This is a genomic window from Longimicrobiaceae bacterium, assembly GCA_036375715.1.
GTDB lineage: Bacteria > Gemmatimonadota > Gemmatimonadetes > Longimicrobiales > Longimicrobiaceae > DASVBS01.
In genome coordinates, this window is record DASVBS010000047.1 from 29855 (window position 1) to 55912 (window position 26058).

The following is a 26058-nucleotide window of genomic DNA, read 5'->3' on the forward strand; positions in this document are numbered from 1 at the left end:
GCCCCGAACCGGGGGCGGGAATGAGCGTGCTCGACGAGGGAGCGGAGGGACGTTCTCCCAGACAGCGGAAGCTGGTCAGCCCGGAGCACTTGCTCCGGCTCCTCAACCAGCGCCTGGAGGGATATGGGCACTGCCACGGCTGCAAGCTCGTCGGCCCGATCCGTCGGCTTGCCGAGCCGGAGGAGGACGGCCGCAACTGGAGCCGCTTCATCCCGCTGGTATGTGGGAGCGCTTCGGCCGGCGGCTGTATTCGACTGGCCGAGCGGATCATCGACGACGCCACGCTCGAGTACAACCTCCGGGAAGACGAATGATCCCGCTGACCCGCGACTGCGGGTCGCGATTAAAGTGCAACCCCCCGCCTGCCGATATGAAACAGAGGTAAGCCCGCGTGCGCTGTCCCGTACGCGGTCTGCCTGTCCTCCGCAGCTCTGAGCCAGAAGGAGCCCTGATGCCTTCTCGCGCAACTCCTCGCATCCTCATCGGTCCCCGCGCCCTCGACGACCGGATCTGCCGCCTCATGTACATCCCCGAGACGGACGAGGCCTGGACGGAAGAATGGGCGGAGCGGGAATGGGTTCGCACTCCCGTGCTGGTCCGGTACCTCATGAAGGCGCCCACCGCCAGCCAGGCCACTCTCCGTCGTCGCGGCATTCCGCGCGAGCTGGGCGAGTGGGACCGAGAGCTTCAATAGCCCTTCCGCGCCTCTAATTCTCGGGCGCCTCCGGCATCGCCGAGTTCGAGACGAAGGCGATCCGTCGGCCGTCCGGCGACCAGGAAGGCACGTTGATGGTGCCCTGGCCCCCGTATACGTACGCGATCACCTCCGCAGCGCCTCCTTCGATCGGCATCAGGCGAAGGTAGACCTGCTTGTACCAGGGATGGTCGTCCGCTTCGATCTCCGGTCCGTAGGAGAGGAAGACGATCCACCGGCCATCCGGTGAAATGTGCGGGAACCAGTTGTTGTATTCGTCGTCCGTGACCTGCTGCTGGTCGCTTCCGTCGGGCCGCATGCGCCAGATCTGCATCTTCCCCGTACGGCTGGAGTTGAAGTAGATCCACTCCCCGTCCGGCGTGTATTCCGGCCCGTCGTCCAGTCCCTCCGCCGTGGTCAGGCGAATCTCTTCACCCCCCTCGCTGGCGGCGCGATACACGTCGAACTCGCCGTCGCGTCCCCCCGTGTAGACGAGATATTTCCCGTCCGGAGACCACCCATGCAGGTAAGAGGGGCCGTTTGCGGTCACCCGCCGAGGAACACCGCCCTGTATGGGGACGGTATAGATCACGGAAGACTCTCCTTCCGGACTCGCGCTGCTGATGCCGAGCATCGTGCCGTCGAAGGAGATGACGTGGTCGTTGTTGTTGCGGATGATCTCCCCGGTGTCGATGACTCGGGATTCCCCCGTCGCGAGATCGAACCGGTAGATCCGACCGTCCACATTGTAGATCAGGGCCGCTCCGTCCGGTGTCCAGTTGGGCGCCTGCAGCGCCTTAGGCGATCTGTAGATGATACGACGCGACCGGGTTTCGAGGTCGAGGATCTCCAGGTTTGCCCCGAGGTAGTCCCGGTAGGGCGTGTAGTCCTCCGCGGGAGGAATGATGATGCGGACGTCACGGAAGGTCGCTTGCTCGACGACCTCCGGATTGTGGGCGCAGACGAAGAGGCCGACGTAGACCTCGTCGCCCAGGTCCACGTCGGCGATCTCCTCGCGGACGAAGGTCGCGCCCATCTGCGCCACCGACATGATGAAGCGGCTACCCCGCCGCTCCAGCTGAATGATGTCGGCCGCGCGGACAGACAAAGCCACCTCCTCAGTCTGGCCGCCGGGGGTTCTTCTGAACTGCAGCGCGGTGAGCCCGTCGCCGTGGACGGCGGCGGTCACGTGCGCCGATTCCGGGTCGAGCGAGGGTCGGACCGTCCAGCCCATCTTGCGATGCGGATCGACGCCGTCGCCCACGAGGTGGGCGCGCGTGCGCAGGATGAAGTCGCCGCGCATACGCTTCCAGGCGAAGTGGAACTCGTCCCGGTCGGCCCACATGTTCGCGCCCGATCCGGCGATCAGGAAGCTCTGCTCCTCCGGATCATACGTCGTCGCGCCCGGCTGGGCCTGTCCTACGTCGGTGGTACCTTCGAAGGGACCCAGGTTCTGCGCGTCGGCGGGAAGCGCGCATGCCACGAGGGCCGCGGCGAGGGCAAGAACAGTCGGCTGCGGTCGCATGGGAAGGCGGGAGACGGGGTTTTGTGGGGCGAGAACAGCATGACCGAGGACTGTATGACAATGTCGCGCAACGGCACCTGAACACAAGCAAATCGTTCACCGCGGCCCGCACCTCCAGGAAGAGAACGAAATGGATCAACGCCGGATTCGTGTGCTATTCGTCTGCATGGGGAATATCTGCCGCTCCCCGCTGGCTGAGGCCGTCTTCCGTCACCAGGCCCGCGAGCGGGGCGTGGAGGACATGTTCGAGATCGATTCCGCGGGGACATCGGGGTACCATGCCGGCGATCCGCCGGATCGGCGCGCCGTGGCAACCGCCCGCGCGCGTGGCGTCACCGTCACCGGGGTGAGCCGGCCGATAATGGATCGCGACGTGAAGGAGTTCGATTACATCGTGGTAATGGACTCCGACAACCTCGCCTACGTCGAGCGTCTGCACTCGATCGTCCGCGGCAGCGCGCGTGTGCACCGCCTACGGGAATGGGATCCTGAGCCTGGAGGGCTGGACGTGCCCGACCCCTACTACGGTGGGGCTCGTGGCTTCGAGGAGGTGCACGACATGGTGGAGCGCTCCTGCGCCGCGCTCCTCGATCATCTGCTGGCACAGCACGAGGCGGTGCGATGAGTCTCCCGCCGCTTGTTCGTGAAGCGGTAGAGGCGCGTCTCGGCTCGGTCATCGAGCTCGGGCCGGTAGGCGGAGGTTGCATCAACCCGGCTGTGCACATCCATGCTGGCGACAGCGAGCTCTTCCTCAAGTACGGCCGGCGAACCCCCGAAAGCTTCTTCGCGACGGAAGCCCAGGGTCTGCGGCAGCTACGTGCGGCGACGTCGCGGCTGCGCGTCCCCGAGGTGGTGGCGTACGCGGACGCCGACGCGGAGTCTCCCTATGGCTGGATCGTGATGGAGTGGCTGGAGCCCGGCCGCCCCGGCAGGGACTTCGCCCACCGGCTGGCCGAGGGGCTCTGTGAGCTGCACACCCCTCTCGAGGGAGGGTGGGGGGCGGAGTGGAACGGCTACATCGGGACCCTGGCGCAGGATAACACTCCTACGGAAAGCTGGTCCGACTTCTGGCAGAGGCGCCGTCTCGCCCCCCAGCTCGAGCTCGCGCGGCGTAACGGGTGGGTGCCCGGCGGAGACGACGGGTGGGAGCGGTTGTTCGAGCGGCTGCCCCGCTTGCTCGCTCCCGCGGAGGTGGACGGCCCGTCACTCCTGCACGGGGATCTCTGGGGCGGCAACATCCTTGCGACTGCCTCGGGCGAGCCTGCGATCGTCGATCCCGCCCCCTACCGCGGACATCGCGAGGTCGACCTCGCCATGTCCGAGCTCTTCGGCGGGCCGACACGGACTTTCTACGAGGAGTACGACCGGCGACGTCCGCTCCTCCCTGGCTACCGTGAACACCGGAGGGCCATCTATCAGCTCTATTATCTCCTTGTGCACGTCAATCTGTTCGGCGATGCTTATGTTGCCCGCACTGCGGCAAGCCTCAACGCCGTCCTGGCTTCTACCTGATCCGGGAGCGGAGCGGGGGCCAGGCTGTCCTCCCCTCCTCAGTCGGAGTACTCAGCAGTGATCGGTCCGTCGGTCGACGAGGTGTCGACGGAGGTCGACGCCCCGGCGCCACCCGCCGGAAGGGTCATGCTGGCCCGCGCGCTCGCACGACAGGCGGAGCGCGCGATGGTTCGCGCTTCCGACGCCCCGCTGATCCGCGGCAATACCGCCCGCATTCTGGTCGATGGTCCCGTCGCGTTCGACGCGTGGCTCGCGGCCATCGCGCGCGCGGAGAAGTGGATTCACCTCGAGAACTACATCATCCGCGACGATTCGACGGGACGTCTCTTCCGTGAGGCGCTGATAAAGCGCGCCGCCGAGGGCGTTCGGGTACGGGTGCTCTACGACGCCGTGGGATGCTGGGCCACGCCCAGGCGCTTCTGGAAGCCATTCATCGAGGCCGGGGTGGACGTCCGCGCTTTCGCGCCGATGGGCCTGCGCGACCCGCTGAACTTCCTGCGGCGAGATCATCGTAAGGTGATCGCGGTGGACGGTACGTACGCCTCCGTCGCGGGGATGTGCATCGGCGACGAGTGGCGGGGGGACGTGGCGCGCGGAATTCCGCCGTGGCGCGACACCGGAGTGGAGTTCCGCGGCCCCGTGGCCGCCGCGATCGACCGCGCCTTCGCGCGCACCTGGTCCGTGGCGGGGGAGCCCCTCCCGGCGGACGAGATCCCCGATCCGGACGAGGTGCCGCGCGCCGGGGACGTGGCCGTGCGGGTGGTGGAGGGGGAGCCGGGGCGGTCGCGAATCTACCGGCTTTCGCAGTTCGTCGCGGTGGGGGTGGAGCGACGGCTCTGGATCACCGATCCTTACTTCGTAACGCCCCCGGCGATGACCGAGGCATTCGCCGCGGCGGCGCGAGACGGGGTAGACGTCCGGATCATCGTTCCGGCGTACAACAACTGGCCCATCGTGGGGGGCTTCTCCCGTGCCGGCTACCGGCCCCTGCTGGAGGCAGGGGTGCGTCTGTTCGAGTGGGAGGGGCCCATGATCCACGCGAAGACCGCTGTGGCGGACGGCATCTGGTCGCGGGTCGGTTCCAGCAACCTCAACCTGGCCAGCCTCCTCGGCAACTGGGAGCTGGACGTGGCCATCCTGGATCGGCAGGTGGCCGCGGAGATGGAGGACCTGTTCATCCAGGACATGCAGTCGTCGGTGGAGCTGCGGGTCCGGTCGGTGGAGGGTGGGTCGTTGGGAAAGCGCTTCGTGTACCGCGAGCCGGTGCTGGAGCAGACGGCGGAGCCGAACCGGCGCGAGGTGGAAGCCGCGCGCTCGGCGCGCGAGCGGGCGCCGCGAGGGCGGCGCCTCGGCCGGGTGCTCGGGCGGGTGGCGCGGGCCAGCTCGGTGCTCGGTCGTGCTCTGGTGGGACAGCGGCAGGTCGGTCGGGAGGATCGAGGCTGGATCCTGATGATCGCCGCCGGTACCCTGGGGCTGGCGGTGTTGGGCATCGTAGCCCCGCGGCTGCTTGCCTGGCCGCTTTCGTTCCTTCTGTTCTGGCTGGGGATCGGCAGCGTCTTCCGCGCCTGGCCGGGGCGCCGCAAGGGCTAGCGGAACGCCGGGGGATCGCGGAGGGTACTCAGCTCAGCTTTGCGTTCTGCGCATGCGCCGACAGGGTGGCGTTCGCGCACGGCCCAAGATCCTTCCATGGGGCAACTACATGGAACTTCGGTCCGCATTCTCCCTGTCGGTGTCGCTCGGGGTGGTCCTTGGTCTCGGCATTGTCGCGTCGAGCTCGAGCGACGCCGGCAGTTCGCCGGAGTTGGTCATCGCTGCCGTCCGGACCCTCACCGTTCCCCCCGTCCGCTTCGACCTCCCCATCGTTCCCAACTCTTCGGTTGATCGCTTCGTCTCGCTCTTCCGGGATGAGCAATCCGACCGCATGGCGCTCTATCTGAAGCGCGCCGGTCGATACGAGGGGATGATCCGGTCCAAGCTCCGCGAGCGGGGTCTGCCTGAGGACCTCGTCTATCTCTCCATGATCGAGTCCGGGTTCAATCCCAACGCCCGCTCCCGTGCGAGCGCCGTGGGGCTCTGGCAGTTCATGCCGGGTACGGCCCGAGACTACGGGCTGCGGGTCGACGCCTACGTGGACGAGCGCCGGCATCCGGAGCGCTCGACCGAGGCCGCGATCCGCTACCTGGAGGACCTGTATGAGGAGTTCGGCGCCTGGAATCTCGCTGCGGCCGCCTACAACACGGGCGCGGCACGGGTCGCGCAGGCAATGCGCGAGGTGACCGGAGCCGAGCGGGGGGTGGAAGCCGATTTCTGGCGTATCCGGCGCCGTTTGCCGGCCGACACTCGCGAATACGTGCCGCTCATCTTCGCCGCCGCGATCGTCGGGAAAGAGCCGCACAAGTACGGCATCGAGCAGGTCGAGCGCTGGCTTCCTCTACCCACCGACACCATCTCCGTACCGGGCGGCACCGCCCTCTCCACTCTCGCCGGCGAAATGGACGTCGACGTGGAGAACCTCCGCTCCCTCAATCCCCACCTGGTGAAATCCATGACGCCGCCGGGGCCGGATTACCCGGTGATCGTGCCGGATGGGGCCGCGCAGCGTTATGCCGCGGCGACTGGAGGTGCGAAGTCGCAGGCGGCCCGCGTGCGCACGCACGAGGTCAGGCAGGGGGAGTCGCTCACGCTCATTGCCCGCCGGCACGGCGTCAGCGTTGCCGCGCTGCGGCAGGCGAACGGGTTGGCTGAGGATTCGGTGGTTCGTCCCGGGCAGATCCTGCGCCTTCCGGTCTGAAACCTGCTGCCTCTCGCGGCGTAGACAATGAAGCCGACGTTGTGCGGAGTCGGGCTCGGGGGTGCGACTACCCTGGCTTCCCGGTTCCGCATTTCTCTTGACCCCCCTGATCGAGGAGTGGATCAATGCGCTTGCGACGTGTCGCGGGCCTCATGCTGATTGGAGTGACGCTTTCGGGCTGCGGATACAACCGCATTCAGGAACTCGACGAGCGTACGGAAGAGCTCAAATCAAACATCGGCGTGGAGCTCACCAACCGGAACTCGCTGATCCCGAACCTGGTGGCAACCGTTCAGGGGGCGGCTGAGTTCGAGCGAGGGACGTACACGGAAGTCGCGCAAGCTCGCGCCGGGCAGCTGACGCAGGCGCAGCAGGCGTTGCAACAGGCGGTGCAGAGCGGAGATGTCGAGCAGATGGCGGCGGCCGAGGGGCAGCTGAACGGTCAGTTGCGTGCCTTTATCCAGGTCGCGGTCGAGGCCTACCCACAGCTACGCGCGCAGCAGAACTTCATGGCGCTCCAGGACCAGCTCGCGGAGAGCGAGAACCGGATCAGCGTTGCGCGCCGAGACTACAACGAGGCGGTACGCGCCTACAACACCTACATACGCCAGTTCCCGCAGGCGATCACCGCCCGTGTGATCGGGGCGGAGCGCAAGGAGCCCTACGAGGCCCCGCCCGGGAGCGAGGAAGTGCCGGTGGTGGATTTCGGAGGATAGCGGGAGGATGACTGACGCGAGGGCAGGGAGGCGCCCACCAGGGAGCGCCCTGCCCTCGGTCTCATAGCCTCATCAGCATCACCTGGGTCAGGTGGATCGCGAAGAAGGCGATCAGCGGGGTGATGTCCACGCCACCGAGCGGCGGGATGACCTCGCTCAGCGGGCGAAGGATGGGGTCAGTGACCTGCCGGACGAAGCGCACCGCCACGTTGTCCGAGTAGGGGGAAACGAACCAGGACATCAGCGCTCGTGCGATTATCAACCACTTCAACAGCTCGAGGGCATAGTACAACAGCGTCAGCACGATCATCCACGCTCTCCCGTTCAGCCGGTTTCGTCCTGGAAAGGCCCCAGGAACAGCACGATCGGGTCACTCAGCCGCCCGACCGCCGCCCTCAGCCGCTCCACCGTCATCTCCTCTATTCCCGCCGCCAGACCGCTCGCTTCGCCGTAGACCAGCAGCTCGCGGGCGAGCTCTCGCGCCCGTTCCTCCGGGGCCGCGAGCGAATGCAGCCGTTCACCCCGATATCTCCGCAGCCGTGCCTCGAACCGGTCCTCGAGCATCGGCTCGTGTGCGACCTCCTCGACCACCTCGAGGATCCGCTCCGCCCACGCGTCGGCCTCCTCTGGTGGGGTGACCAGCTGGAAGCGTAGCTCCCCCCCGGTGATGCGTGGCGAGATTTCCGCCCGCGCGTTGAACACGGAGCGCCGCACGGGGGAGAACTCCAGTTCGTCCAGCGCCAGTTGGGCCAGGAAGCGTATGGCCTCCAGATCGGCACTCACCGGGAAGCGGTAGCTGACCGAGATCCAGGTGGTGATGGAGTTGTAGTTCCGCCGAACCGGCGATCGCGCGGACAGGATCGGTTCCACCTCTACGGTCAAACGGCCGGCGGGATTCACGAACTGGAGCAGGTGATCGCGTACGCTATCCGGATCGACCGGCCCCACGACCGCCACGACCACGCGGTCCGACGTGAAGGCGTCCCGGAGGATGTCGTCCACGTCCTGGACGGTGAGCTCCCGCACGCTGGAGGGGGTCCCGACTGTTGGCCGCCCCCAGGGATGCTCCGAGCCGAAAAACGCCTCATCGGCCGCCCGGCTTGCCGCGTCTGCGGGGTTGGATTGCCTGCTCAGAAGCTCGTTGAGGACCGTCTCCCTCTCGCGCTCGACGATGGCGCGCTGGGGAGGATCGCGAAAGAGGGAAACGAAGAGGGCGCGTGTGGCTTCCTCCCAGACGTCGGGCGCGGCAGTGAGGGTGAAGGAGATCGCGTCCTTGTGTGGCTCGATCGCCAGGCGCGCGCCCAGCGAGTCCAACAAGGGCTGTATCGGCGCCACGACAGACCGCCCCGCCAGATAAACGATACCTTCCTTCCCCTCCGGCTCGTCGGCGGGACCCGCGAGCACCAGCACCTCGGTGGCGACCACCGGGCTGCCCGCCTCTGGCACCACCGCGATCCGCTCCTGCGCCGTGGCACCGGAAGCCACCAACATTGCGGCGATGCAGCCCAGCAAGGCAGGGCGTCGGAACTCCCTTGCCGTGGCTCTCATCTGCGGGTGGCCTCCAGATTCTGCGGCGGAATCTCGGCTCGCACGGCGCCCGCCTCGTCGAGGCTCTCCAGCACCTCCCTGACGTCACTCACCCCGACATCGGCGAGCTCCGCGTAGAAGCGTTGCGCCGACTCTGCGTCGCCTCCTCGATCGATGAACCGGCCCACCACCTCGGCCATCCGATCGGGAGTTCGTGAATAGAAGAGCATGTCGTGGCGAAGGGCGCGGGCGGCGTCGGACACCCGCGCTTCGGTGAGATCGGCGGCGAGCTCGGCCGGAGCTTCTCTCAAGCGCTCGGGCGCGCCGCGGAGCGCCGAGGTGGGAGCCGCCACCATCAGGACGAGAGCTTGCCCGTAATGGGTCCACCAGTGCTCCCCCCACACCTCGGACGAGGGTAGCTGCGCCTGGAGCAGATCGGCGAGCAGACGAGCAGTGACGCTCACCGCCGCCGCCGGAAGGTCATCGATCGGATAGCCCACCCCGAACCACCCCCGCGTAGCCTCCGCGGGCGCCAGCGGGCCAAGGAAAGCGGTGTCCAAGCGGGCACCGCTGCTCTCTACATCCGGTGCGGCGGGGAGGTCGGCGAATTCGCGTCTCACGTCCTCGAGGGAGACGTCACCGACGGCCAGGATCGCCAGGCGATCGGGCCGGTAGAGTCTCGCCCACAGCTCGTCCAGGGGCTCCTCGGAGAGCCGCTCCGCGGAAGCGGGGGTTCCCGCGGCGGAGAGGTCCGCCGGGAAGAGGTGGGCTCGCAGCGTTGAGCGGAGGTGTTTGTCCGCGGTCTCCCATTCCGCCAGCCGTTCCTCGGTCAGCTCGCGCTCCGCGGATAATCGGGCTCCGGCGCCTGCTACGGGGGGTTCGAGGGCCGAGCGGAGGATGGCGGCGAGGTAGGGGAGCTCGACAGTCGGCCCGGTGACCGTGTAGACGATGGCGTCGCTGGTGCGCTCCACACGGACCTTGGCACCTACCACCTGCGCCTGCGCCTCGAGGCTGGGGTAGCGGATGTGCTGGAGCAGATGCCCGGCCCCCGCGAGTCCAGGAGGGTCGTCGACGAGGAGCGACATGCGCAACGAAACCAGCGGGATGGCGGGCTGCCGGTGTACCGCGAAGAAGGGTTCGGCGCTCTCCTGCGCCTGCGCAGGGAGCGCCAGCAGGAGGCCTCCGAGAAAGGCACCGAACAGGTTGTCGCGCGCGAGTTTACGCAATATACCAGTCGTCGGGTCCGAGCTGCCGGAGTTCGGTTGCACCTCGGGCCGGCACGGCCACCATCGATCGCACGCAGCCCTCACAGGGGCCGTAAGATACCCCGCGGGGGGAGTGAGTTCCAGGGGCGGAAAAAGCGCAAAGGGGCCGCCCGGAGCGCCCGGACGACCCTTTCTGGACTGCTTGTCGGCAGCGATCCCTCAGTCCGGAATGGCGTCGCTGATGATGAAATTGAGGGGATCCACCTGCTTGCCGTTCACCTCCACCTCGTAGTGCAGATGCGGTCCGCTGACCAGCCCGGTGGCGCCCACCTCGGCGATCACCTGTCCTCGCTCCACCCGCTGACCGGCGCGCACCAGGATGCGGGAAGCGTGAGCGAAGCGAGTGCGATAACCGAAGCCGTGATCGATCTCCACGGTGTTGCCGTACCCGCCGCTTCGGTGCCCGGCGTACCGCACGACTCCGTTGGCCGGGGCAAGGATGGGCTCCCCGACCGAGGCGGCGATGTCGATCCCGCGGTGGGGGCGGCTGATCCGGAGGATCGGATGGCGTCGATTGGGTGAAAAAAGGCTGGAAAGGTGTCCATCGGCGGGCGCAATAGAAGGCGTTGCCGCCAGCCGTTCGGTGTTCTCGCGCAGGGCCCCGATGGCCTCGCCGAGACTCGAGCGAAGCAGGTTCGCCCGGCGGACCAGGGTCTGGAGGTCGTAGGACGCGGCGAAGACCTTGCCGCCCACCTCCTGGTTCAGCTGGTAGATCTCCGAGCCCTCCAGAGTGGGTGTGCCAGGGCCGCCGATGCCTACGCGCTGAACGTCCTGGTCGATCGGTGGCAGTCCGGCGATCGCGCGGAAGGTTGCGTTGTTCCGCGAGAGCGAATCCAGTGCGGCGGCGAGCGTCTGCATCTCGTCGCGGATCTGGTCGACCTCGGCGGCGAGCAGCTCGTTCTCGCGCTTCAGCCGCCCGGCCTCCAAGTGCCGGTCCTGCCGGATGAAGAACCCGACGGTGAAGGTGCTGAGGAGCAGTGCGGTCACGAGCACGAGAGAGATGCCCGCCCGCACCGCGGAGCTGGTGACATGGAAGGTCCTTACGCGCTCGCTGTCGTAAGGAACGAGCATCAGGGTCCACCTGGTGCGCGCCATAGCCGCGGACTGCCGATGGAAGAGATGATGGAAGCGGTCCAGATTGCCGCCTGAGCCGCTTCATGGTTGCCTGGGCAGAGGGGTCACGCTGCCTTCGCGCGCGGCGAAAGGGCGACACTCCTCGAAAAGCGCGGGGTGGGGCAAGTGCAAGCCCATGGCCGGGGGTTGCGCATGTGCGCAACCCCTTCTGCGGCAGTCGGTTAAGAGGGAACTCTCGGGGAAGGGAAGCGGCCCGCCCTGTTGCATCCTGCCAGAGGTGCGGGCCTTTGCAAGATGTCAGGAGGAAGGGGCGAGGTCCGGCCGTGGGAAGAGCACGTCACCCTTCTGCACCTTCCATCCGGTCGGCTGCAGCGAGGCGAGGTCGTCCAGTCGCGGGAGCTGTTCGGGGCCGCCCAGCTGCCGCCAGAGCTCGAGGGCCTTGGTCGGAAGGTAGGGACTGAGGAGCACCGCGCTGATCGAGAGCGCGCGCGCCAGCGCCCCGAGCACCGCGTCCAGCGCGTCACCGCGATCCGGATCCTTCGCGAGCTTCCAGGGCGCCTGCTCGCCGACGAACGCATTGGCGGTGGACACAAGGCCAAGTGCAGCCGCGGCCCCCTCGTGTAGGAGGTAGGCGTCCATCTTTTCGCGATACTGGGCAACCGCCGCCTCGATGGCGCGGTCCAGCTGCGTGCCGCCCGACTCAGGGATCACCCCTTCGCGGTATTTCAGCACCATCGAGATGGTGCGGCTAGCGAGGTTGCCGAGGTCGTTCGCGAGCTCCGAGGTATAGCGCTCGTCGAAGCGCTCCCAGGTGAAGCTGCCATCCCCGTCCCAGGGGATCTCCCGAAGGATGAAATAGCGCAGCGCATCCGGCCCGTAGCGGCCGATCGCCTCGTCCAGGGTGAACGAAACGCCCGCGGACTTGGAGATCTTGCCGCCGCCCAGCGTCATCCACCCGTGCCCCCAGACCTGGCGGGGTGTCGCGACCCCTGCTGACATCAGCATGGCGGGCCAGTAGACGCAGTGGAAGCGCACGATGTCCTTGCCGATCACGTGGAGATCGGCGGGCCAGAGGCGCTCGTAGCCCGGGTTCGGGAATCCCGTCGCCGAGAGATAGTTGGTCAGCGCGTCGATCCAGACGTAGACCGCGTGCTCCGGGTCGCCGGGCCAGCGGATCCCCCACGCCAGCGAGGATCGGGAGACCGAGATGTCCTTGATCTCTTCGATCATCCGCCGCACCTCGTTGCGGCGCGACTCGGGCCGAACGAAGTCGGTTTCCTCGACCAGCTTCAACAGCGGCTCACGGTAGCGCGAGAGGCGGAAGAACCAGTCGTCCTCCTCCATCCACTGGATCTCGCGGGTCGGATGCTCGGGACAGCGACCGTCGACCAGCTCGTCGGCGCTCTTGTACGCCTCGCAGCCGACGCAGTAGTAGCCGGCGTAGGTGCCTCGGTACAGGTCGCCCGCGGCCTCCATCCGATTGATGATCTCGACCACCGCGTCGCGGTGCCGGTCCTCGGTGGTGCGTATGAAGTCGTCGTAGGAGATGTGCAGCTTCGCCCAGGCGGCTCGGAACGCGTCGGCGATTCCGTCGACCCACTCCTGGGGTGAGACACCGTTTGCTGCCGCCGTCTGCGCTACCTTCTGCCCGTGTTCGTCCATCCCGATCACGAAGTGCACGGGAATGCCCTTCAGCCGCTGATAACGGGCGATCGCGTCGGCTCCCACCTTCTCGAGCGCATGCCCGAGGTGGGGAGGGCCGTTGGCGTAGTCGATGGCGGTCGTGATGTAGAAGGTGTCGGTGCTCACGAGCAATACTGAAAAAGTCGGAATCCAGGAGTCGCAAGTCGAAATGGCCGTCTGCCACGTGGCATCCGCGCCGCCGTCGCAATCTACGGGGGTTACCCCGAAACAGCCATTCCGACCCCGGACTCCCGGATTCCGGCTGCTATCGTCTCCGGCGCCTGCGCCGCTTCGCGTCCTTCTGCCCGTCCGGCACGGAGATGATCTTCTCCTCGGTGCGAGGGGCGGGCACGGGCTCCTCCCGCGGCACGGCGGCCATCTCGGCTCGAAGCTGAGCGAGGCCGACGGTCCGACGCTGGCGCTGCTCGTCCATCAAGGTGACGAGGTCCCGCCAGATGTCGATACCGATCACCTTCTCCGGGCCGTGGGTAGTGTGCAGGACCTTCCCCTCGCGCGGGAAGCGTTTGCGTGCGGCGAGGTAGGCGTCGTGCTCGTAGGTGAGGCAGCACATCAACCGGCCGCAGGTGCCGGAGATCTGGGCGGGATTCAGCGAGAGATTCTGGTCCTTGGCGAGCTGCAGCGAGATCGGCTTGATCTCCCGGAGCCAGGTGGAGCAACAGAGCTCTCTGCCACATCGGCCGACTCCGCCGAGCAGAGCCGCCTCGTCGCGCACCCCGATCTGCTTCAGCTCGATGCGCGTGCGGAAGGTCCGTGCGAGGTCGCGGACGAGCTGTCGGAAATCCACCCGCCGCTCGGCAGTGAAATACAGGATCAGCTTGTTGCGATCCCACTGCCATTCGGTCTCGGTGACCTTCATCTTGAGGTTGTGCTGCTCAACCATCTCGCGTGCCTTACGGCGCACGCGCTCCTCGTCGGCACGCAGCACCATGAGCTTCTGCAAGTCCTCCGGCTCCGCTCGGCGCGCGACTCTTCGCTCGGGAGGAGGGCTGGCGTCCCCATTTTCAGCAGGATGGCAGGAGCTGCACTTGCGCGCGGCGATCCCTCCCACGGAACGGATCCGCCCGAGGTCCTGGCCTCGTTCGACGTCGACGATCACGTAATCGCCGACGGACAGTTCGGGATCAGTGGTCAGGAAGAAGTCTCGCCGATTCCCCTTGAACCCTACCTCGACGACATACGGACCATCGGCGGCCGGCGGAGCCGACGGGATCACGGGAAGTGGGAGCATGAATACCTTCCATGTATCGAAACGACGCGCGGAGACAGGGTCCCCGGGTCGCGGAGGGTGAACCAACAGCGGTCAGGCAGCGTGCCACTCGCCCATGGCGAGGTACTTCGCGCGACGCTTCTCCAGCAACTCTTCCAGGGAGAGCGACTGCAGCTCACCCAGGTGGCGGACGAGTGCCTCGCGGAGGTTCTCGGCGGTACGATCCCAGTCCGAGTGCGCGCCGCCCGCAGGTTCCGGCACGATTTCGTCGATCACGCCGAGCTGAGCAAGGTCGGGCGCGGTGATCTTCAGCGCGGCCGCGGCCTTGTCGCGCTCGCTGTTGGACTTCCAGAGAATGGCCGCGCAGCCCTCGGGGGAGATGACGGAGTAGACGCTATTCTCCAGCATGAGAATCCGGTCCGTCACCCCGATGCCGAGCGCCCCACCGGAGCCGCCCTCGCCGATCACCACGCTGATCGTGGGCACGCGCAAGGCCGCCATCGCGCGCAGGTTGCGGGCGATGGCCTCGGCCTGGCCACGCTCCTCCGCGCCGATGCCGGGATAGGCGCCCATGGTGTCGATCATCGTGATCACCGGGCGACGGAATTTCTCCGCGAGCTTCATCAACCGGAGGGCCTTGCGATATCCCTCCGGGTGGGCCATCCCGAAGTTGCGCCGCAGGTTTTCGTTCATGTCACGGCCCTTCTGATGGCCGATGAGCATGACCGATTCGCCCTCGAGGCGCGCCCATCCGCCCACGATGGACCCGTCGTCGCGGAAGCCCCGATCACCGTGCAGCTCGACCCAATCGGTGAAGGCGCGCGCGACGAAATCCAGCGTGTAGGGACGCGACGGATGACGGGCGACCATCACGCGCTCGAGCGGCGTCAGCTTGCGGTAGACGTCGCGCTTCAGCGAGTGCAGCTTGCGCTCGAGGGAGCGCAGCTCCGCCGAAACGTCCAGCCCGCGCTCCCGAGCGAGGTCTTGCAGTCGTTCGATCTGCTGCTCGACCTCGGCGATGGCCTTCTCGAAATCAAGATGGGCAACGGTTGCCACAATAACTTCTGAGCTGAAGGAGTCTGGTTAGGTCACCTGGGCGGGAGCTCCGTGCCCCGGACCCAGCGGCCGCTGGTCGTCCCGGCCCCCCTCCTGCCGTCCCGGGTCGCCTGTCATCTCACGCCCGTCTTTCGATCGTGGGCGCCGCGCAAGAATTGCCTGTAGGGGCGCCTCTTGTGGGCGCCGGCAGGACGATTTGCGGATCGCCGCCGTCCGGAACCCTCAGCCTCGCGTGCGGGTGGCCACCAAGGGCAGTCCTTAAGGGCCCATCTCGATCTACATCCAGCCGAGCGACACCCGCGTGCGACCCCCGCTCCGCAACCCCAAGTCTACAATTGATAACAACATCACGCCGTCTTGACCAGCGTGACCGCCGATTCGCCCAGCGTATCGCGCAGCTGAACGAGCAGCTCCGGACGCGGCATCACGGTCAGAGAACGCGAGCGAAGCCGGGGCGAATCGTCGTCGCCGCCGTTAGTCCAGCGCACGATCAGAGGCGCTGGACCGGGCGACGCAATGAGCAGAGCGGTTGCGCGACGAATCGAGTCCGCGTCGGAGTCGTGGCCCAGATTGATGCAGAGGCCGACGGCTCCGCTCTCTCGCACCGACGCGAGCGGCGTCACCCCGTCGAGGAAGATGGGAGGATCCTCCTCGTCCCGCTCCCGGCCGGAGACGGCCCCGCGCAGCAGCACCGGGGTGTCCTTCTGCAACGAGTCCTTGTTTCGCTCCCAGGATTCCCCGAAGGCCAGCACGGTGGCAGTTCCGTGGAAGTCCTCCACCGTGATCCGGCCCCACTCTGCACCGTCACGCTTGGAAATCTGGCGGCTCACCTCGGTGACGACGCATGCCAACTCCACCTTCTGATCCCTGAACTCCTTCAGGTTGGCGGTGTTCACCCGGTCGAAGAGGGCCATCTCCTCGCGGTAGCGGTCGAGCGGGTGTCCCGAGATGAAGAAGCCGAGGATCTCCTTCTCGCGCTGCAGCCGTTCGCTCTCCGGCCACGGCTGGACGTTGGGCAAGGGGGGCTCGGAGATTCCCGCACTGTTGACAGAGTCCTCGCCGAGCAGGTCGCCGAAGATGTTCTCCTGGATGCTCTCGCGATCCTTCTGCGCCTGTTGCGCGGCGGCAAAGGCAGCTTCCAGCCCCGCGAGGAGCTGGGCGCGGCCCTGCGGGGCGAAGCCGTCCAGGGCTCCCGCGCAGATCAACGCCTCCACGACCCGCTTATTGCAGAGGCGCAGGTCGATCCGGCAGAGGAAGTCGAAGAGCGACTTGAACGGCCCCTCCGCCTCCCGCGCAGCGAGGATGGAGCGCACCGCTCCCTCGCCCACCCCGCGGATCGCCCCCAGCCCGAAACGGATGTCGCCCACACCGTCGCCGACGACGGTGAACTTCAGGTTCGATTCGTTCACGTGGGGCGGAAGCACCTCCAGACCGCGCGGGCAGCGCTCCGGAAGGTACTTGCCCATCTCGCGGCAGGCGGCGATGTACGCCACGACATCCTCGGTCTTGTCCACCACCGAGCTGAGCAGCGCGGCCATGAACTCGGCGGGATACCAGCATTTCAACCAGGCTGTCTGGTAGGCGATCAGCCCGTAGGCGGCGCTGTGTGACTTGTTGAAGCCGTATCGCCCGAACGCCTCGATCTGCTCAGCCAGGTCCTCGATCAGCTTACGGTCGTGGCCGCGCGCCACCGCCCGCTCCACGAAGCCGCCCAGCTCCTTCTTGATCAGCTCGGCGTCCTTCTTTCCCACCGCCTTGCGGAGCACGTCCGCCTCGGCCAGGGAGAAGCCGGCCAGGATCTGGGCGATTCGCATCACCTGCTCCTGGTAGACGATGACCCCGTAGGTCGGCTCGAGCACCTCGGCCAGGTCCGGGTGGGGGTAGGAGACCGGCTCCTGACCGAGCTTCCGGCGGATGTAGACCAGGTCCATCCCCATGTCGAGCGGGCCTGGTCGCACCAGCGCGTTGGCGGCGATCAGGTCGTCGAACCGATCCGCCTTCATTGCGCGCAGCTTCTCGGTCGCGAGCGCCGATTCGAACTGGAACACGCCAGCCGTGCCGCCGCGGGCGAGCATCCGGTAGACCGCTGGATCGTCCAGCGGAATGTCCTCGACCCGGCCGTACTCCACTCCGGTCTCGGGATGTCGCAGCTTGCCGCCGTGGCGGCTGCGGATCGTCGCTACCGCGTCGTGGATGACCGTGAGCGTCTTCAGGCCCAGGAAGTCCATCTTGAGCATGCCCGCCTTCTCCAGGCAGGTCATGTCGTACTGCGTCACCAGTACCGACTCACCGTCGGCTCCTCCCGCGCCCTTGGTGCTCTGGGTGCAGATCGGCACGTAGTCCTGCAGTGGCCCGGGCGCGATCACCACGCCTGCCGCGTGGACGCTGGAATGGCGGGAGAGCCCTTCGAGCGTCTGCGAGTAGTCGAGGAGCCGGCGGTAGCGTTCCTCCTGCTCGTACAGCGTGCGGATCTCCGGGATCTGCTTCACCGCCTCCGCTACCGTCAGGGAGTACGCCGGCCCGTTGGGAATCAACTTCGCCAGACGGTCGGTTTCCGCCGGGAGGAAGCCGAGCGTCCGGCCAACGTCCTTCACCACCGCCCGGGACTTCATGGTGCCGAAGGTGATGATCTGACCGACCGCGTCGCGTCCGTACTTCTCTCGCACGTACTCGATCACCTCGCCGCGCCGCTCGAAGCAGAAGTCCACGTCGATGTCGGGCATCGACACGCGCTCGGGGTTCAGGAAGCGCTCGAACAGGAGATCGAAGCGGATGGGACAGATGTCCGTGATCCCCATGCAGTAGGCGACGATGGACCCTGCTGCGGAGCCCCGGCCCGGCCCCACCGGGATGCCGTGCTGGCGCGCCCAGCGGATGAAATCGGCGGTGATGAGGAAGTAGCCCGAATAGCCGAGCTTGGTGATCACGTCGAGCTCGTATTCGACCCGTTCGCGGATGTGGGGCGGGATGTCGTCGGCCGCCTTTCCGGCGGTGCCCATGGACTCGCCGTCGGCCTGGCCGCTGGCCGCCTGAACGGTCGCCGTGGAGGAGTCATCACCGGTCTTCTTGCCGTACCGCTGCCGCGCCCCGCTCCAGACCCAGGCCCGCAGCATCTCCTCTTCCGATGCAAAGCCCTCCGATTCGGTGGGGAAGCGCGGAACGTAGTACTTCTTCTCGAACTGGAGGTCGACCTCGTCGGCAATGCGCAGGGTGTTCTCCAGCACGTCCGGACGATCCGGGAAGAACTGGGCGATCTCGAGGTGGTTCTTGAAGTACAGCCCCTCGTCGTAGCGCATCCGGTCGGGATCGGAGTGATCCTTTCCCAGACCGATGCAGAGCAGGATGTCGTGCGCCGGGTGATCTTCGGCCCGAAGGAAGTGCGCGTCGTTGGTGGCCACCACCGGAAGTCCGACCTGGTCGGCCAAGGCCAGGATTCGGCGGTTCAGCTCCGCCTGACCCTCGTAGTCGTGCGCCTGCACCTCGAGGTAGTAGCGACCAGGGAAGGTCTCGGCGTACCAGGCGGCCGCCTCGCGCGCCTCGTCCTCGCGTCCCTCCATGAGGTGCTGGGCGACCTCCCCCGCCAGGCAGGCGCTGGTGACGATGAGACCCTCGGAGTACCGCGCCAGCACCTCCCGATCGATGCGCGGCTTGAAGTAGAACCCCTCGCTGAAGCCGATGGAGGAGAGGCGGGCGAGGTTGCGGTAGCCGATCAGGTCGCGCGCCAGCAGGACCAGGTGGTAGTAGCCCTTCTCCCCCTTGACCTTACCGCGCTCGAAGCGACTCCCGGGCGCGACGTAGGCCTCCATCCCCACGATCGGTTTCAGACCCGCCTTTCTGGCCTTCTCCTGGAAGATCCAGGCGCCGTACATCACGCCGTGATCGGTGAGCGCGAGAGCAGGCTGCTCGAACTCCAGCGCTCGGGTGATGAGGTCGCCGACGCGGTTGGCGCCGTCGAGAAGGGAGTACTCCGAGTGGCAGTGCAGGTGAACGAACGACATCGATTCCTGAAATGGGGGAGGTCCTGGCGGGAGCCGGCGAAAGCCGCCGCGCGCCCTGGATCGGCGGCCGGTTCGGCCCCACCGACGAAGAACTCAAAGCGAAAGCTTGCTTGCGGTTAATATGGTCCGAGCCGGAGGGTGGGAGCAAGGGACGGGTCGGGGCCGCCAGCTTTGATCCGAAGGCGCAAATCATGCTGCTTTCGGTGACGGACGGCGGGCGATATATGTGGCGCCGTCATAGCGGTCGGAATCCGATCGGCAGGCCTGGGAGGCGACTCGCTCCGAGGCCCGTTCGTGTCGTCGTGTGTTCCGACTCCACACCCATCCAGCGTTGGAGGACTCGCAATGAAACGATTCTTCGTTCGGAAGGGTCGTGGCGAGCACGCAAGCGTGCGATCCGCGACCCGGCCGTTGAAGCGGGTGGTACCGCTTCTCGTGCTGGGACTTGCCTTGCCTGGTGTGCTCGCCGCGCAGACGGTGACAGGTACGGTGGTCGCCTCCGAATCCGGGTCTCCGCTCCCCGGAGTGACCGTCAACGTGCAGGGCACCGATGTGACCACCGTCACCGACGCCTCGGGGCGCTACACCGTCGAGGTCAACAACCCGCAGACCGACACGCTGACCTTCAGCTCGATCGGCTACGCCACCCAGAATGTGCCGGTCAACGGTCGCACCACCATCGACGTCACCCTGGTGCAGCAGGCGGTGGCGCTGGAGGAGTTGGTGGTGGTCGGTTACGGCACACAGCAGCGGCGGGACGTGACTGGGGCGGTGGCGTCGGTGGAAACGGAAGACGTCGCGCAGGTGGCCACCCCAAACGTTGAGCAAGCGCTACAAGGGCGGATCGCGGGCGTCCAGGTCAGCCCCAACTCGGGTGAGCCCGGACAGAGCGCGGTGGTCCGCATCCGCGGCGTGGGCACGCTGAACAACGCCTCCCCCCTCTACGTCGTCGACGGGATGCTGCTCGACGACATCTCCTTCCTGAACCCCAATGACATCGCCTCCATGGAGGTCCTGAAGGACGCTTCGGCGACGGCGATCTACGGGTCTCGAGGGGCGAACGGCGTGATCATCGTGACCACCAAGCAGGGGGCCATCGACACCCCGACCCGGTTCACGGTGAGCGCCTACGCGGGGTTCCAGGAGGTTCAGAACCCCATCGACATGGTAAACGCGCGGCAGTACGCCGAGCTCGCGAACGAGCTGGCCGCGAATCAGGGTCTGCCGGAACCGTATTTCCCCGACCCGGCCGCGGTGGGACCGGGCACTGACTGGCAGGACGAGATCTTCCGGACGGCCCCGATCCAGAACTACCAGGCCAGCGTGAGTGGCGGCAGCGACCGCGTCTCTTACTACTTCAGCGGCAACTTCATCCGTCAGGACGGAATCATCCCGAAGTCCGACTACGAGCGCATCACCCTGCGCCTCAATAACGACTACGACCTCACGGAGACGTTGCGGCTGGGTAACAACTTCAACTTCAGCTACATCGACGATAAGCGGGCCCCGAACGTCCTGCGGACGCTCTATTACGCCGACCCGACGATCCAGCCCCGGGACGAAAACGGGAATTTCACCGACGGGAACGTCCGTTCCTCCGCCGGAAACCCCGCCGCGACGGTGTTCTACACCAACAATGGGGGCGAGCGGACGCGGCTGGTCGGCAATCTGTTCGCGGAGCTCGACTTCCTGAACGACTTCACCTTCCGAACCAGCTTCGGCGTCGATCACGATCGGGACCAGTTCCGCAACTTCGTCCCGGAGTTCATCGTCTCGCCCATCCAGCAGAACGTCGACTCCGACCTGACCGTCGAGACCACGACGAACAGCTCCTGGCTGTGGGAGAACACGGTGAACTACGACTGGGTGGGGGAACGGCATCGCGTCTCCGCGGTCGCGGGCATCACCGCGCAGTCGTTCTATACGGAGCGGCTCGGCGGGTCGCGAACGAATCTGGTCGGCGACGATCCCAGCCTCTGGTACCTCAACGCGGGTGACGAGGAGGGGCAGACCAACTTCAACACCGCCGAGGATTGGCGGATGCTCTCCTACCTCTTCCGAACGAACTACGCGCTGCTGGACCGCTATCTCCTGACCGCCTCGCTGCGGATCGATGGTTCTTCGCGGTTCGGTTCGGAGAACCGCTACGGCTGGTTCCCTTCCGTGGCGGTCGGATGGGACCTCGCCCAGGAAGCCTTCATGCAGGACTACGAGAACGTGTCCGCGCTGAAGTTGAGGGCGAGCTGGGGACAGATCGGGAACGACAAGATCGGTGCGTACCCGGGGATTCCCGTCGTGACGGGGAATCTCAACGCGATTTTCGGGGAGGACGAAACGATGTTCTTCGGGGCTTCGCCCATCGAGCTGGCGAACCCGGATGTCAAGTGGGAGCGAACGAGCCAGACCAACATCGGCCTGGATGCATCGTTCTTCGATGGTAGGGTGGGTGCGACCCTCGATTGGTACAACCGGCTGACCGACGGAATTCTGGTGCGCGTGCCGATCCCCGACTTCGTCGGCGTGTCCACGCAGCCCTTCGTCAACGCGGCCGAGGTGCTGAACCGCGGCTTCGAGGCGACGCTCGAACTGAATCAGCAGTTCGGCGAGCTCGGCGTGTCGCTCGGACTGAACGCCTCCACCATCGATAACGAGGTGAAGGAGCTGGGGCAGGGCAACGAGGCGATCTTCGGTGGCGGGCTCGGGAACGAGGTCGGAATCACCACCCGCACGGAGATCGGTCACCCGATTGGCGCCTTCTGGGGATTCAAGGTCGACGGCGTCTTCCAGACGCCCGAGGAGGTGGCGGCGGGTCCGCTGCGCGGCGGCGAACAGCCCGGCGACCTGCGCTACGTGGATACGAACGGAGACGGAGTCATCACCGATGCCGACAAGACCTTCCTCGGCTCTCCGATTCCGGACGTCATCTACGGCATGAACATCGACCTCAACTGGCGGTGGTTCGACTTCTCGGCGAACTTCAGCGGCCAGTCGGGCAACGAGGTCTACAACGGCAAGAAGGCGGTGCGCTTCGGGGTGGACAACTTCGAGAAATCCTTCCTGAACCGCTGGACGGGCCCGGGGACGAGCACGACCGAGCCTCGCGTGACCAATGCCGGACACAACTATCTCGCATCGGAGCGCTTCATCGAGGACGGCTCTTTCTTCAAGCTGAACTCGGCGCAGCTCGGCTACCGTCTGCCGGAGTCGGTGACCAGCCAGCTGAACCTGGCCTCGGCTCGTATCTACGTGAACGGCACCAACCTGTTCACGCTTACGGACTACAGCGGCTACACCCCCGAGCTCATTTCGGGGGAGGTGATCAACAGCGGCATCGATCTGGGGGTCTACCCCACGATGCGTGTGATCTCCTTCGGCATGGACGTGTCGTTCTGAGCCGCCATTACATCGAACTCTTCGATTTCCAAGCGATATGAAACCGCTAATGCATAAGAGGTCTGGGGGGCGACGGCGGGTCGCGGCGACCCTGTTGACCCTGCTGGCCGCCGTGGGCTTCTCCGGCTGCGAGGACTTCCTTTCGACGGAGCCGCGCGGGGAGCTGACCACTCCCAACTTCTTCACCAACGAGAGCCACGCGGTACAGGCGACCAACGCCACCTACAACATGCTCCGCGCCTGGCCGGTGCACGTGTTCGCCTGGATCGGAATGACGGACATCGTCTCCGATGACGCGACCAAAGGCAGCGTTCCGGCGGACGCGAGCTTCCTCGGTGACCTGGACGACCTGAACTTCGATCCGGGCAACATCGCCTTCAGCACGGTCTGGGAGGGCTACTACCAGGGGATCTACCGCGCGAACGTCGCGATCCAGAACATCCCCCAGGTGGACATGGATGAGACCCTCAAGGCGCGGCTGATCGGCGAGAACCAGTTCCTCCGCGCGTACTTCTACTTCTTCCTCGTGCGAGCCTTCGGCGGTGTGCCGCTGATCCTGGAGCCCCTGGTCGCGGGCGAGTTCGATCAGACGCGAGCCACCGCGGAAGAGGTCTACAACCAGATCGAGCAGGATCTGCTCTCCGCCATCGAGGTGCTTCCGGAGCAGTACGGGGCTGCCGATGTCGGTCGCGCGACGAAGGGGGCGGCCCGGGCACTCCTCGGCAAGGTGTACCTGTTCCAGGGAGAGTACGAGAACGCGTACGAACAGCTCCGGCAGGTGATCGATTCGGGTGTGTACAGCCTCTATCCCACCTACCGGCAGCTCTTCACCCCGGCGGGTGAGAATTCTTCGGAGGCGGTGTTCGAGGTGCAGAACACCACGCTGGAGGCGGGAGGCGGCTCCAGCCAGTACGCGCAGGTTCAGGGAATCCGCGGCATTCCGAACGTGGGATGGGGCTTCAACACCCCCTCCGACGACCTCGAGGCGAGCTACGAGCCGGGGGATCCGCGTCTGCAGACCACCATTCTGTATCCCTGGGAGATGCTCCCGGATGATCCCAACCGGGTGGTCTACCTGAACCCGAGCATGCCCAACAACCGGTACAACCAGAAGGTCTACACCTCGCCGGATACTCCGCGTGGGTCCGACAACAGCAGCGTGAACATCCGTCGGATCCGCTATGCGGATGTGCTGTTGATGGCGGCCGAGGCGGCCTTCCGGACCGGTCGTGAGGACGAGGCCCGCACCTGGCTCAACCAGGTGAGGACCCGCGCTCGAGACGGCCACAAGAACACCGTGGGGATTTTCGTGGAGACGCTCGCCCAGTCCATCGCGACCCAGGTGCTGGGGCGTGGTGCGGGCGAGAGCCGGGCGTTCGTGCGCTACGTGAACCCGGAGAGCGACGCCTTCGACGCGGGGGTGCGGAGCTTCGTCAGCGCCTGCCAGGACCCGTGTGCGGAAGCGCCCGTTCCGCCCGTGCGGGTAACCAGCATCGACATCATCGAGACGGTCAACGGCAGCCCGGTGCGCGACGCGGACCAGTTCCTCGCGGCCGTGGACGCCGTGCCGACCGGCGCTCCGGTGGTGCTGACCGGTGAGCGAATCGAGCAAGCAGGCGACGGCTCGACCACCAGCTCCGACTTCATCGTCACGCTGACCGCCCAGCCGCTCCTGCCGGAGGTCACGGCCAGCGGAGACGCGCTTCTGCAGGCGATCTGGGCCGAGCGACGCTGGGAGCTGGCGATGGAGCAGCACCGTTGGTTCGATATCATTCGCCAGGGCCGCGCACCTCAGATCATGGGCGCCCTGGGCAAGACCTTCCAGGAAGGGAAGCACGAGCTGTATCCGCTCCCGGCCACGGAAGTGCAGATCACCGGATTGCAGCAGAATCCGGGATATTGAGGGAATGACAGGGTGACAAGGTGACAAGGTAGGCGGGGCAGGCAAGACAAGGAGACAAGGGGACAAGGAGACAAGGGGTGAGCGACCTTCACGCTGACCCCGTCAACGCGAGAGGCTGGCACGCGTGACCTTGTCCCCTGTCACCCTGTCGTCACGCCGTCGATTTTGTCACCCCGTCACCCTGTCACCTTGTCATCCGTTCCTCCTTGTCTCCTTGTCTGACTAACTCCTTGTCTGCCATGCGCTACCTCACCCTCCTGAGCCTCCTCCTCCCCCTCATGGGCTGTGCGAACGCGACCACGAGCCCGGATCGGGCGCCCCCGGCCTTCGATGATTTTGTTCCCGAGGTGCAGGAGCGTACCTTCCGGTGGTTCTGGGATACGACCAATCCGGAGAACGGCCTGGTGCCTGACCGGTGGCCGGAGCCGCCGTTCGCCAGCATCGCGGCGGTCGGGTTCGGGCTGAGCGCCTATCCGGTCGGCGTGGAGCGGGGCTGGATCACGCGCGAGGAGGCGCGCGAGCGAACGCTGAATACTCTGCGGTTCTTCTGGAACGCTCCCCAGGGGGACGCCGCCACGGGAATGACCGGATACCGTGGCTTCTTCTATCACTTCATCGACATGGACCAGGGCCTCCGGTACCGCGACGTGGAGCTCTCGACTATTGACACCGCGCTGCTCATGGCCGGGGTTCTCACGGTGGGCGAGTACTTCGACCAGGACGACCCGGTCGAGGAGGAGATCCGCGCACTGGCGGATTCGCTCTACCGACGGGTGGAGTGGGACTGGTTCCAGCGCGAGGACGGGCTGATCCGGATGGCCTGGTATCCCGACCGCGGCTTCGGGCCGCCGGTCTACACGGGGTACAACGAGGCGATGATCCTCTACCTGCTCGCCCTGGGATCTCCCACCCATCCGGTGGATGCGCGAGCCTGGAGCGCCTTCACCAGTTCGTACGAGTGGGCGGACTTCTACGGGCAGGAGCACGTGAACTTCGCCCCCCTGTTCGGCCACCAGTACTCACACATCTGGGTCGATTTCCGGGGGATTCGCGACGCCTACATGCGCAGCCGGGGGATCGATTACTTCGAGAACTCGCGCCGTGCAGCGCTGGCCCAACGGGAGTACGCGATCGACAACCCCAACGGGTGGGTGGGCTACGACGCGAACGTCTGGGGCCTGACGGCCAGCGACGGTCCGGTCGGCGCCACGATCGTCATCGATGGGCGGGAGCGGCAGTTCCGGACCTACTGGGCGCGCGGAGCGGCGGCCGGGGACATCCGCGACGACGGCACCATTGCACCCACGGCGGTGGGCGGGTCCTTCCCCTTCGTCCCCGAGCTTGCGGCCCAGGCGCTCCGCACCATGGCGGAGCGCTACGGGGAGCACCTCTACCGCGAGTACGGATTCATCGACGCGTTCAATCCCACGCTCCGGACCGAACATCCGGTCACGGCGGGTGAGATCGTGCCAGGAGTGGGTTGGTTCGACGACCAGTATCTGGGCATCGATCAGGGGCCAATCGTACTCATGATCGAGAACTATCGCTCGGAGCTGATCTGGAGGCTCATGCGGAACAACGACTACATCGTACGCGGGCTCTGCCGGGCCGGGTTCTCCGGCGGATGGCTCGAGGGGAGGTGCACGCAATGACGATCCGGTTGGGAAGCTTCGTGAGGAGGTCCGTAGGCAGC

19 protein-coding genes are annotated in these 26058 nt (G+C 66.3%); 10 read left to right on the forward strand and 9 right to left on the reverse strand.

The window, feature by feature from the left end:
• Window positions 1–20 precede the first annotated feature (20 nt).
• Both VF167_09235 and VF167_09240 read left to right on the forward strand, forming a co-directional pair.
• Window positions 21–314, forward strand: coding sequence for a hypothetical protein (locus tag VF167_09235; GenBank protein HEX6925603.1), 294 nt, complete (start codon window positions 21–23; stop codon window positions 312–314).
• Between the two features lie 137 nt (window positions 315–451).
• Window positions 452–694: a hypothetical protein gene (locus tag VF167_09240; protein ID HEX6925604.1), complete on the forward strand. Its 243-nt coding sequence runs from the start codon at window positions 452–454 to the stop codon at window positions 692–694.
• Between the two features lie 13 nt (window positions 695–707).
• Here the strand turns inward: VF167_09240 and VF167_09245 are convergent, their stop codons facing one another.
• The gene (locus VF167_09245; GenBank protein ID HEX6925605.1) at window positions 708–2219 is read right to left on the reverse strand and encodes a hypothetical protein; all 1512 of its coding nucleotides are present in this window, start codon (window positions 2217–2219) and stop codon (window positions 708–710) included.
• 130 nt (window positions 2220–2349) lie between these two features.
• Here VF167_09245 and VF167_09250 point away from each other — a divergent pair, with 130 nt between their 5' ends.
• From VF167_09250 to VF167_09270, 5 genes are all read left to right on the forward strand, one after another.
• Window positions 2350–2844 (forward strand): low molecular weight protein-tyrosine-phosphatase, encoded by a 495-nt coding sequence (locus VF167_09250; GenBank protein ID HEX6925606.1) that lies wholly within the window; start codon window positions 2350–2352, stop codon window positions 2842–2844.
• The gene (locus tag VF167_09255) at window positions 2841–3731 is read left to right on the forward strand and encodes a fructosamine kinase family protein (GenBank protein ID HEX6925607.1); all 891 of its coding nucleotides are present in this window, start codon (window positions 2841–2843) and stop codon (window positions 3729–3731) included. The genes VF167_09250 and VF167_09255 overlap by 4 nt, the downstream gene beginning before the upstream one ends.
• Window positions 3732–3788: 57 nt before the next feature.
• Window positions 3789–5321, forward strand: coding sequence for a phospholipase D-like domain-containing protein (locus VF167_09260; protein HEX6925608.1), 1533 nt, complete (start codon window positions 3789–3791; stop codon window positions 5319–5321).
• Between the two features lie 109 nt (window positions 5322–5430).
• Window positions 5431–6522 (forward strand): transglycosylase SLT domain-containing protein, encoded by a 1092-nt coding sequence (locus tag VF167_09265; GenBank protein HEX6925609.1) that lies wholly within the window; start codon window positions 5431–5433, stop codon window positions 6520–6522.
• 125 nt (window positions 6523–6647) lie between these two features.
• Window positions 6648–7238: a LemA family protein gene (locus VF167_09270; GenBank protein ID HEX6925610.1), complete on the forward strand. Its 591-nt coding sequence runs from the start codon at window positions 6648–6650 to the stop codon at window positions 7236–7238.
• A 61-nt stretch (window positions 7239–7299) separates the two neighbouring features.
• Here the strand turns inward: VF167_09270 and VF167_09275 are convergent, their stop codons facing one another.
• The 8 genes from VF167_09275 to dnaE all read right to left on the reverse strand — a co-directional run bounded on the left by VF167_09275 (window position 7300) and on the right by dnaE (window position 19069).
• A complete protein-coding gene (locus VF167_09275; GenBank protein HEX6925611.1) occupies window positions 7300–7548 on the reverse strand; it encodes a YggT family protein in 249 nt (82 codons plus the stop codon).
• Window positions 7549–7562: 14 nt separating this feature from the next.
• Window positions 7563–8786, reverse strand: a complete 1224-nt coding sequence (locus tag VF167_09280) for a hypothetical protein (GenBank protein ID HEX6925612.1) — start codon at window positions 8784–8786, stop codon at window positions 7563–7565.
• On the reverse strand, window positions 8783–9991 hold the full coding sequence (locus VF167_09285) for a hypothetical protein (GenBank protein HEX6925613.1): 1209 nt from the start codon (window positions 9989–9991) through the stop codon (window positions 8783–8785). Before VF167_09285 ends, VF167_09280 begins: the two co-directional genes overlap by 4 nt.
• A gap of 198 nt (window positions 9992–10189) precedes the next feature.
• Window positions 10190–11101 (reverse strand): M23 family metallopeptidase, encoded by a 912-nt coding sequence (locus VF167_09290; protein ID HEX6925614.1) that lies wholly within the window; start codon window positions 11099–11101, stop codon window positions 10190–10192.
• A 300-nt stretch (window positions 11102–11401) separates the two neighbouring features.
• Window positions 11402–12913, reverse strand: a complete 1512-nt coding sequence (gene metG / locus VF167_09295; protein HEX6925615.1) for a methionine--tRNA ligase — start codon at window positions 12911–12913, stop codon at window positions 11402–11404.
• Window positions 12914–13052: 139 nt separating this feature from the next.
• Window positions 13053–14036 (reverse strand): regulatory iron-sulfur-containing complex subunit RicT, encoded by a 984-nt coding sequence (gene ricT, locus VF167_09300; protein ID HEX6925616.1) that lies wholly within the window; start codon window positions 14034–14036, stop codon window positions 13053–13055.
• A gap of 72 nt (window positions 14037–14108) precedes the next feature.
• On the reverse strand, window positions 14109–15071 hold the full coding sequence (locus VF167_09305) for an acetyl-CoA carboxylase carboxyltransferase subunit alpha (protein HEX6925617.1): 963 nt from the start codon (window positions 15069–15071) through the stop codon (window positions 14109–14111).
• Window positions 15072–15418: 347 nt separating this feature from the next.
• On the reverse strand, window positions 15419–19069 hold the full coding sequence (gene dnaE / locus VF167_09310) for a DNA polymerase III subunit alpha (protein HEX6925618.1): 3651 nt from the start codon (window positions 19067–19069) through the stop codon (window positions 15419–15421).
• A 345-nt stretch (window positions 19070–19414) separates the two neighbouring features.
• On the opposite strand from dnaE, the gene VF167_09315 reads away from it, so the two are divergent.
• From VF167_09315 to VF167_09325, 3 genes are all read left to right on the forward strand, one after another.
• Window positions 19415–22462, forward strand: a complete 3048-nt coding sequence (locus VF167_09315) for a TonB-dependent receptor (protein ID HEX6925619.1) — start codon at window positions 19415–19417, stop codon at window positions 22460–22462.
• A gap of 49 nt (window positions 22463–22511) precedes the next feature.
• Window positions 22512–24365 (forward strand): RagB/SusD family nutrient uptake outer membrane protein, encoded by a 1854-nt coding sequence (locus VF167_09320; GenBank protein ID HEX6925620.1) that lies wholly within the window; start codon window positions 22512–22514, stop codon window positions 24363–24365.
• A 239-nt stretch (window positions 24366–24604) separates the two neighbouring features.
• The gene (locus VF167_09325) at window positions 24605–26017 is read left to right on the forward strand and encodes a glucoamylase family protein (GenBank protein HEX6925621.1); all 1413 of its coding nucleotides are present in this window, start codon (window positions 24605–24607) and stop codon (window positions 26015–26017) included.
• The last annotated feature ends 41 nt before the right edge of the window (window positions 26018–26058 follow it).

Bases quoted from the DNA above. Each gene is read 5' to 3' on its own strand.
- VF167_09235 (HEX6925603.1), top strand. From the start codon at position 21: ATGAGCGTGCTCGACGAGGGAGCGGAGGGACGTTCTCCCAGACAGCGG.
- VF167_09240 (HEX6925604.1), top strand. From the start codon at position 452: ATGCCTTCTCGCGCAACTCCTCGCATCCTCATCGGTCCCCGCGCCCTC.
- VF167_09245 (HEX6925605.1), bottom strand. From the start codon at position 2,219: ATGCGACCGCAGCCGACTGTTCTTGCCCTCGCCGCGGCCCTCGTGGCA.
- VF167_09250 (HEX6925606.1), top strand. From the start codon at position 2,350: ATGGATCAACGCCGGATTCGTGTGCTATTCGTCTGCATGGGGAATATC.
- VF167_09255 (HEX6925607.1), top strand. From the start codon at position 2,841: ATGAGTCTCCCGCCGCTTGTTCGTGAAGCGGTAGAGGCGCGTCTCGGC.
- VF167_09265 (HEX6925609.1), top strand. From the start codon at position 5,431: ATGGAACTTCGGTCCGCATTCTCCCTGTCGGTGTCGCTCGGGGTGGTC.
- VF167_09270 (HEX6925610.1), top strand. From the start codon at position 6,648: ATGCGCTTGCGACGTGTCGCGGGCCTCATGCTGATTGGAGTGACGCTT.
- VF167_09275 (HEX6925611.1), bottom strand. From the start codon at position 7,548: ATGATCGTGCTGACGCTGTTGTACTATGCCCTCGAGCTGTTGAAGTGG.
- VF167_09280 (HEX6925612.1), bottom strand. From the start codon at position 8,786: ATGAGAGCCACGGCAAGGGAGTTCCGACGCCCTGCCTTGCTGGGCTGC.
- VF167_09290 (HEX6925614.1), bottom strand. From the start codon at position 11,101: ATGCTCGTTCCTTACGACAGCGAGCGCGTAAGGACCTTCCATGTCACC.
- ricT (HEX6925616.1), bottom strand. From the start codon at position 14,036: ATGCTCCCACTTCCCGTGATCCCGTCGGCTCCGCCGGCCGCCGATGGT.
- dnaE (HEX6925618.1), bottom strand. From the start codon at position 19,069: ATGTCGTTCGTTCACCTGCACTGCCACTCGGAGTACTCCCTTCTCGAC.
- VF167_09315 (HEX6925619.1), top strand. From the start codon at position 19,415: ATGAAACGATTCTTCGTTCGGAAGGGTCGTGGCGAGCACGCAAGCGTG.
- VF167_09320 (HEX6925620.1), top strand. From the start codon at position 22,512: ATGCATAAGAGGTCTGGGGGGCGACGGCGGGTCGCGGCGACCCTGTTG.
- VF167_09325 (HEX6925621.1), top strand. From the start codon at position 24,605: ATGCGCTACCTCACCCTCCTGAGCCTCCTCCTCCCCCTCATGGGCTGT.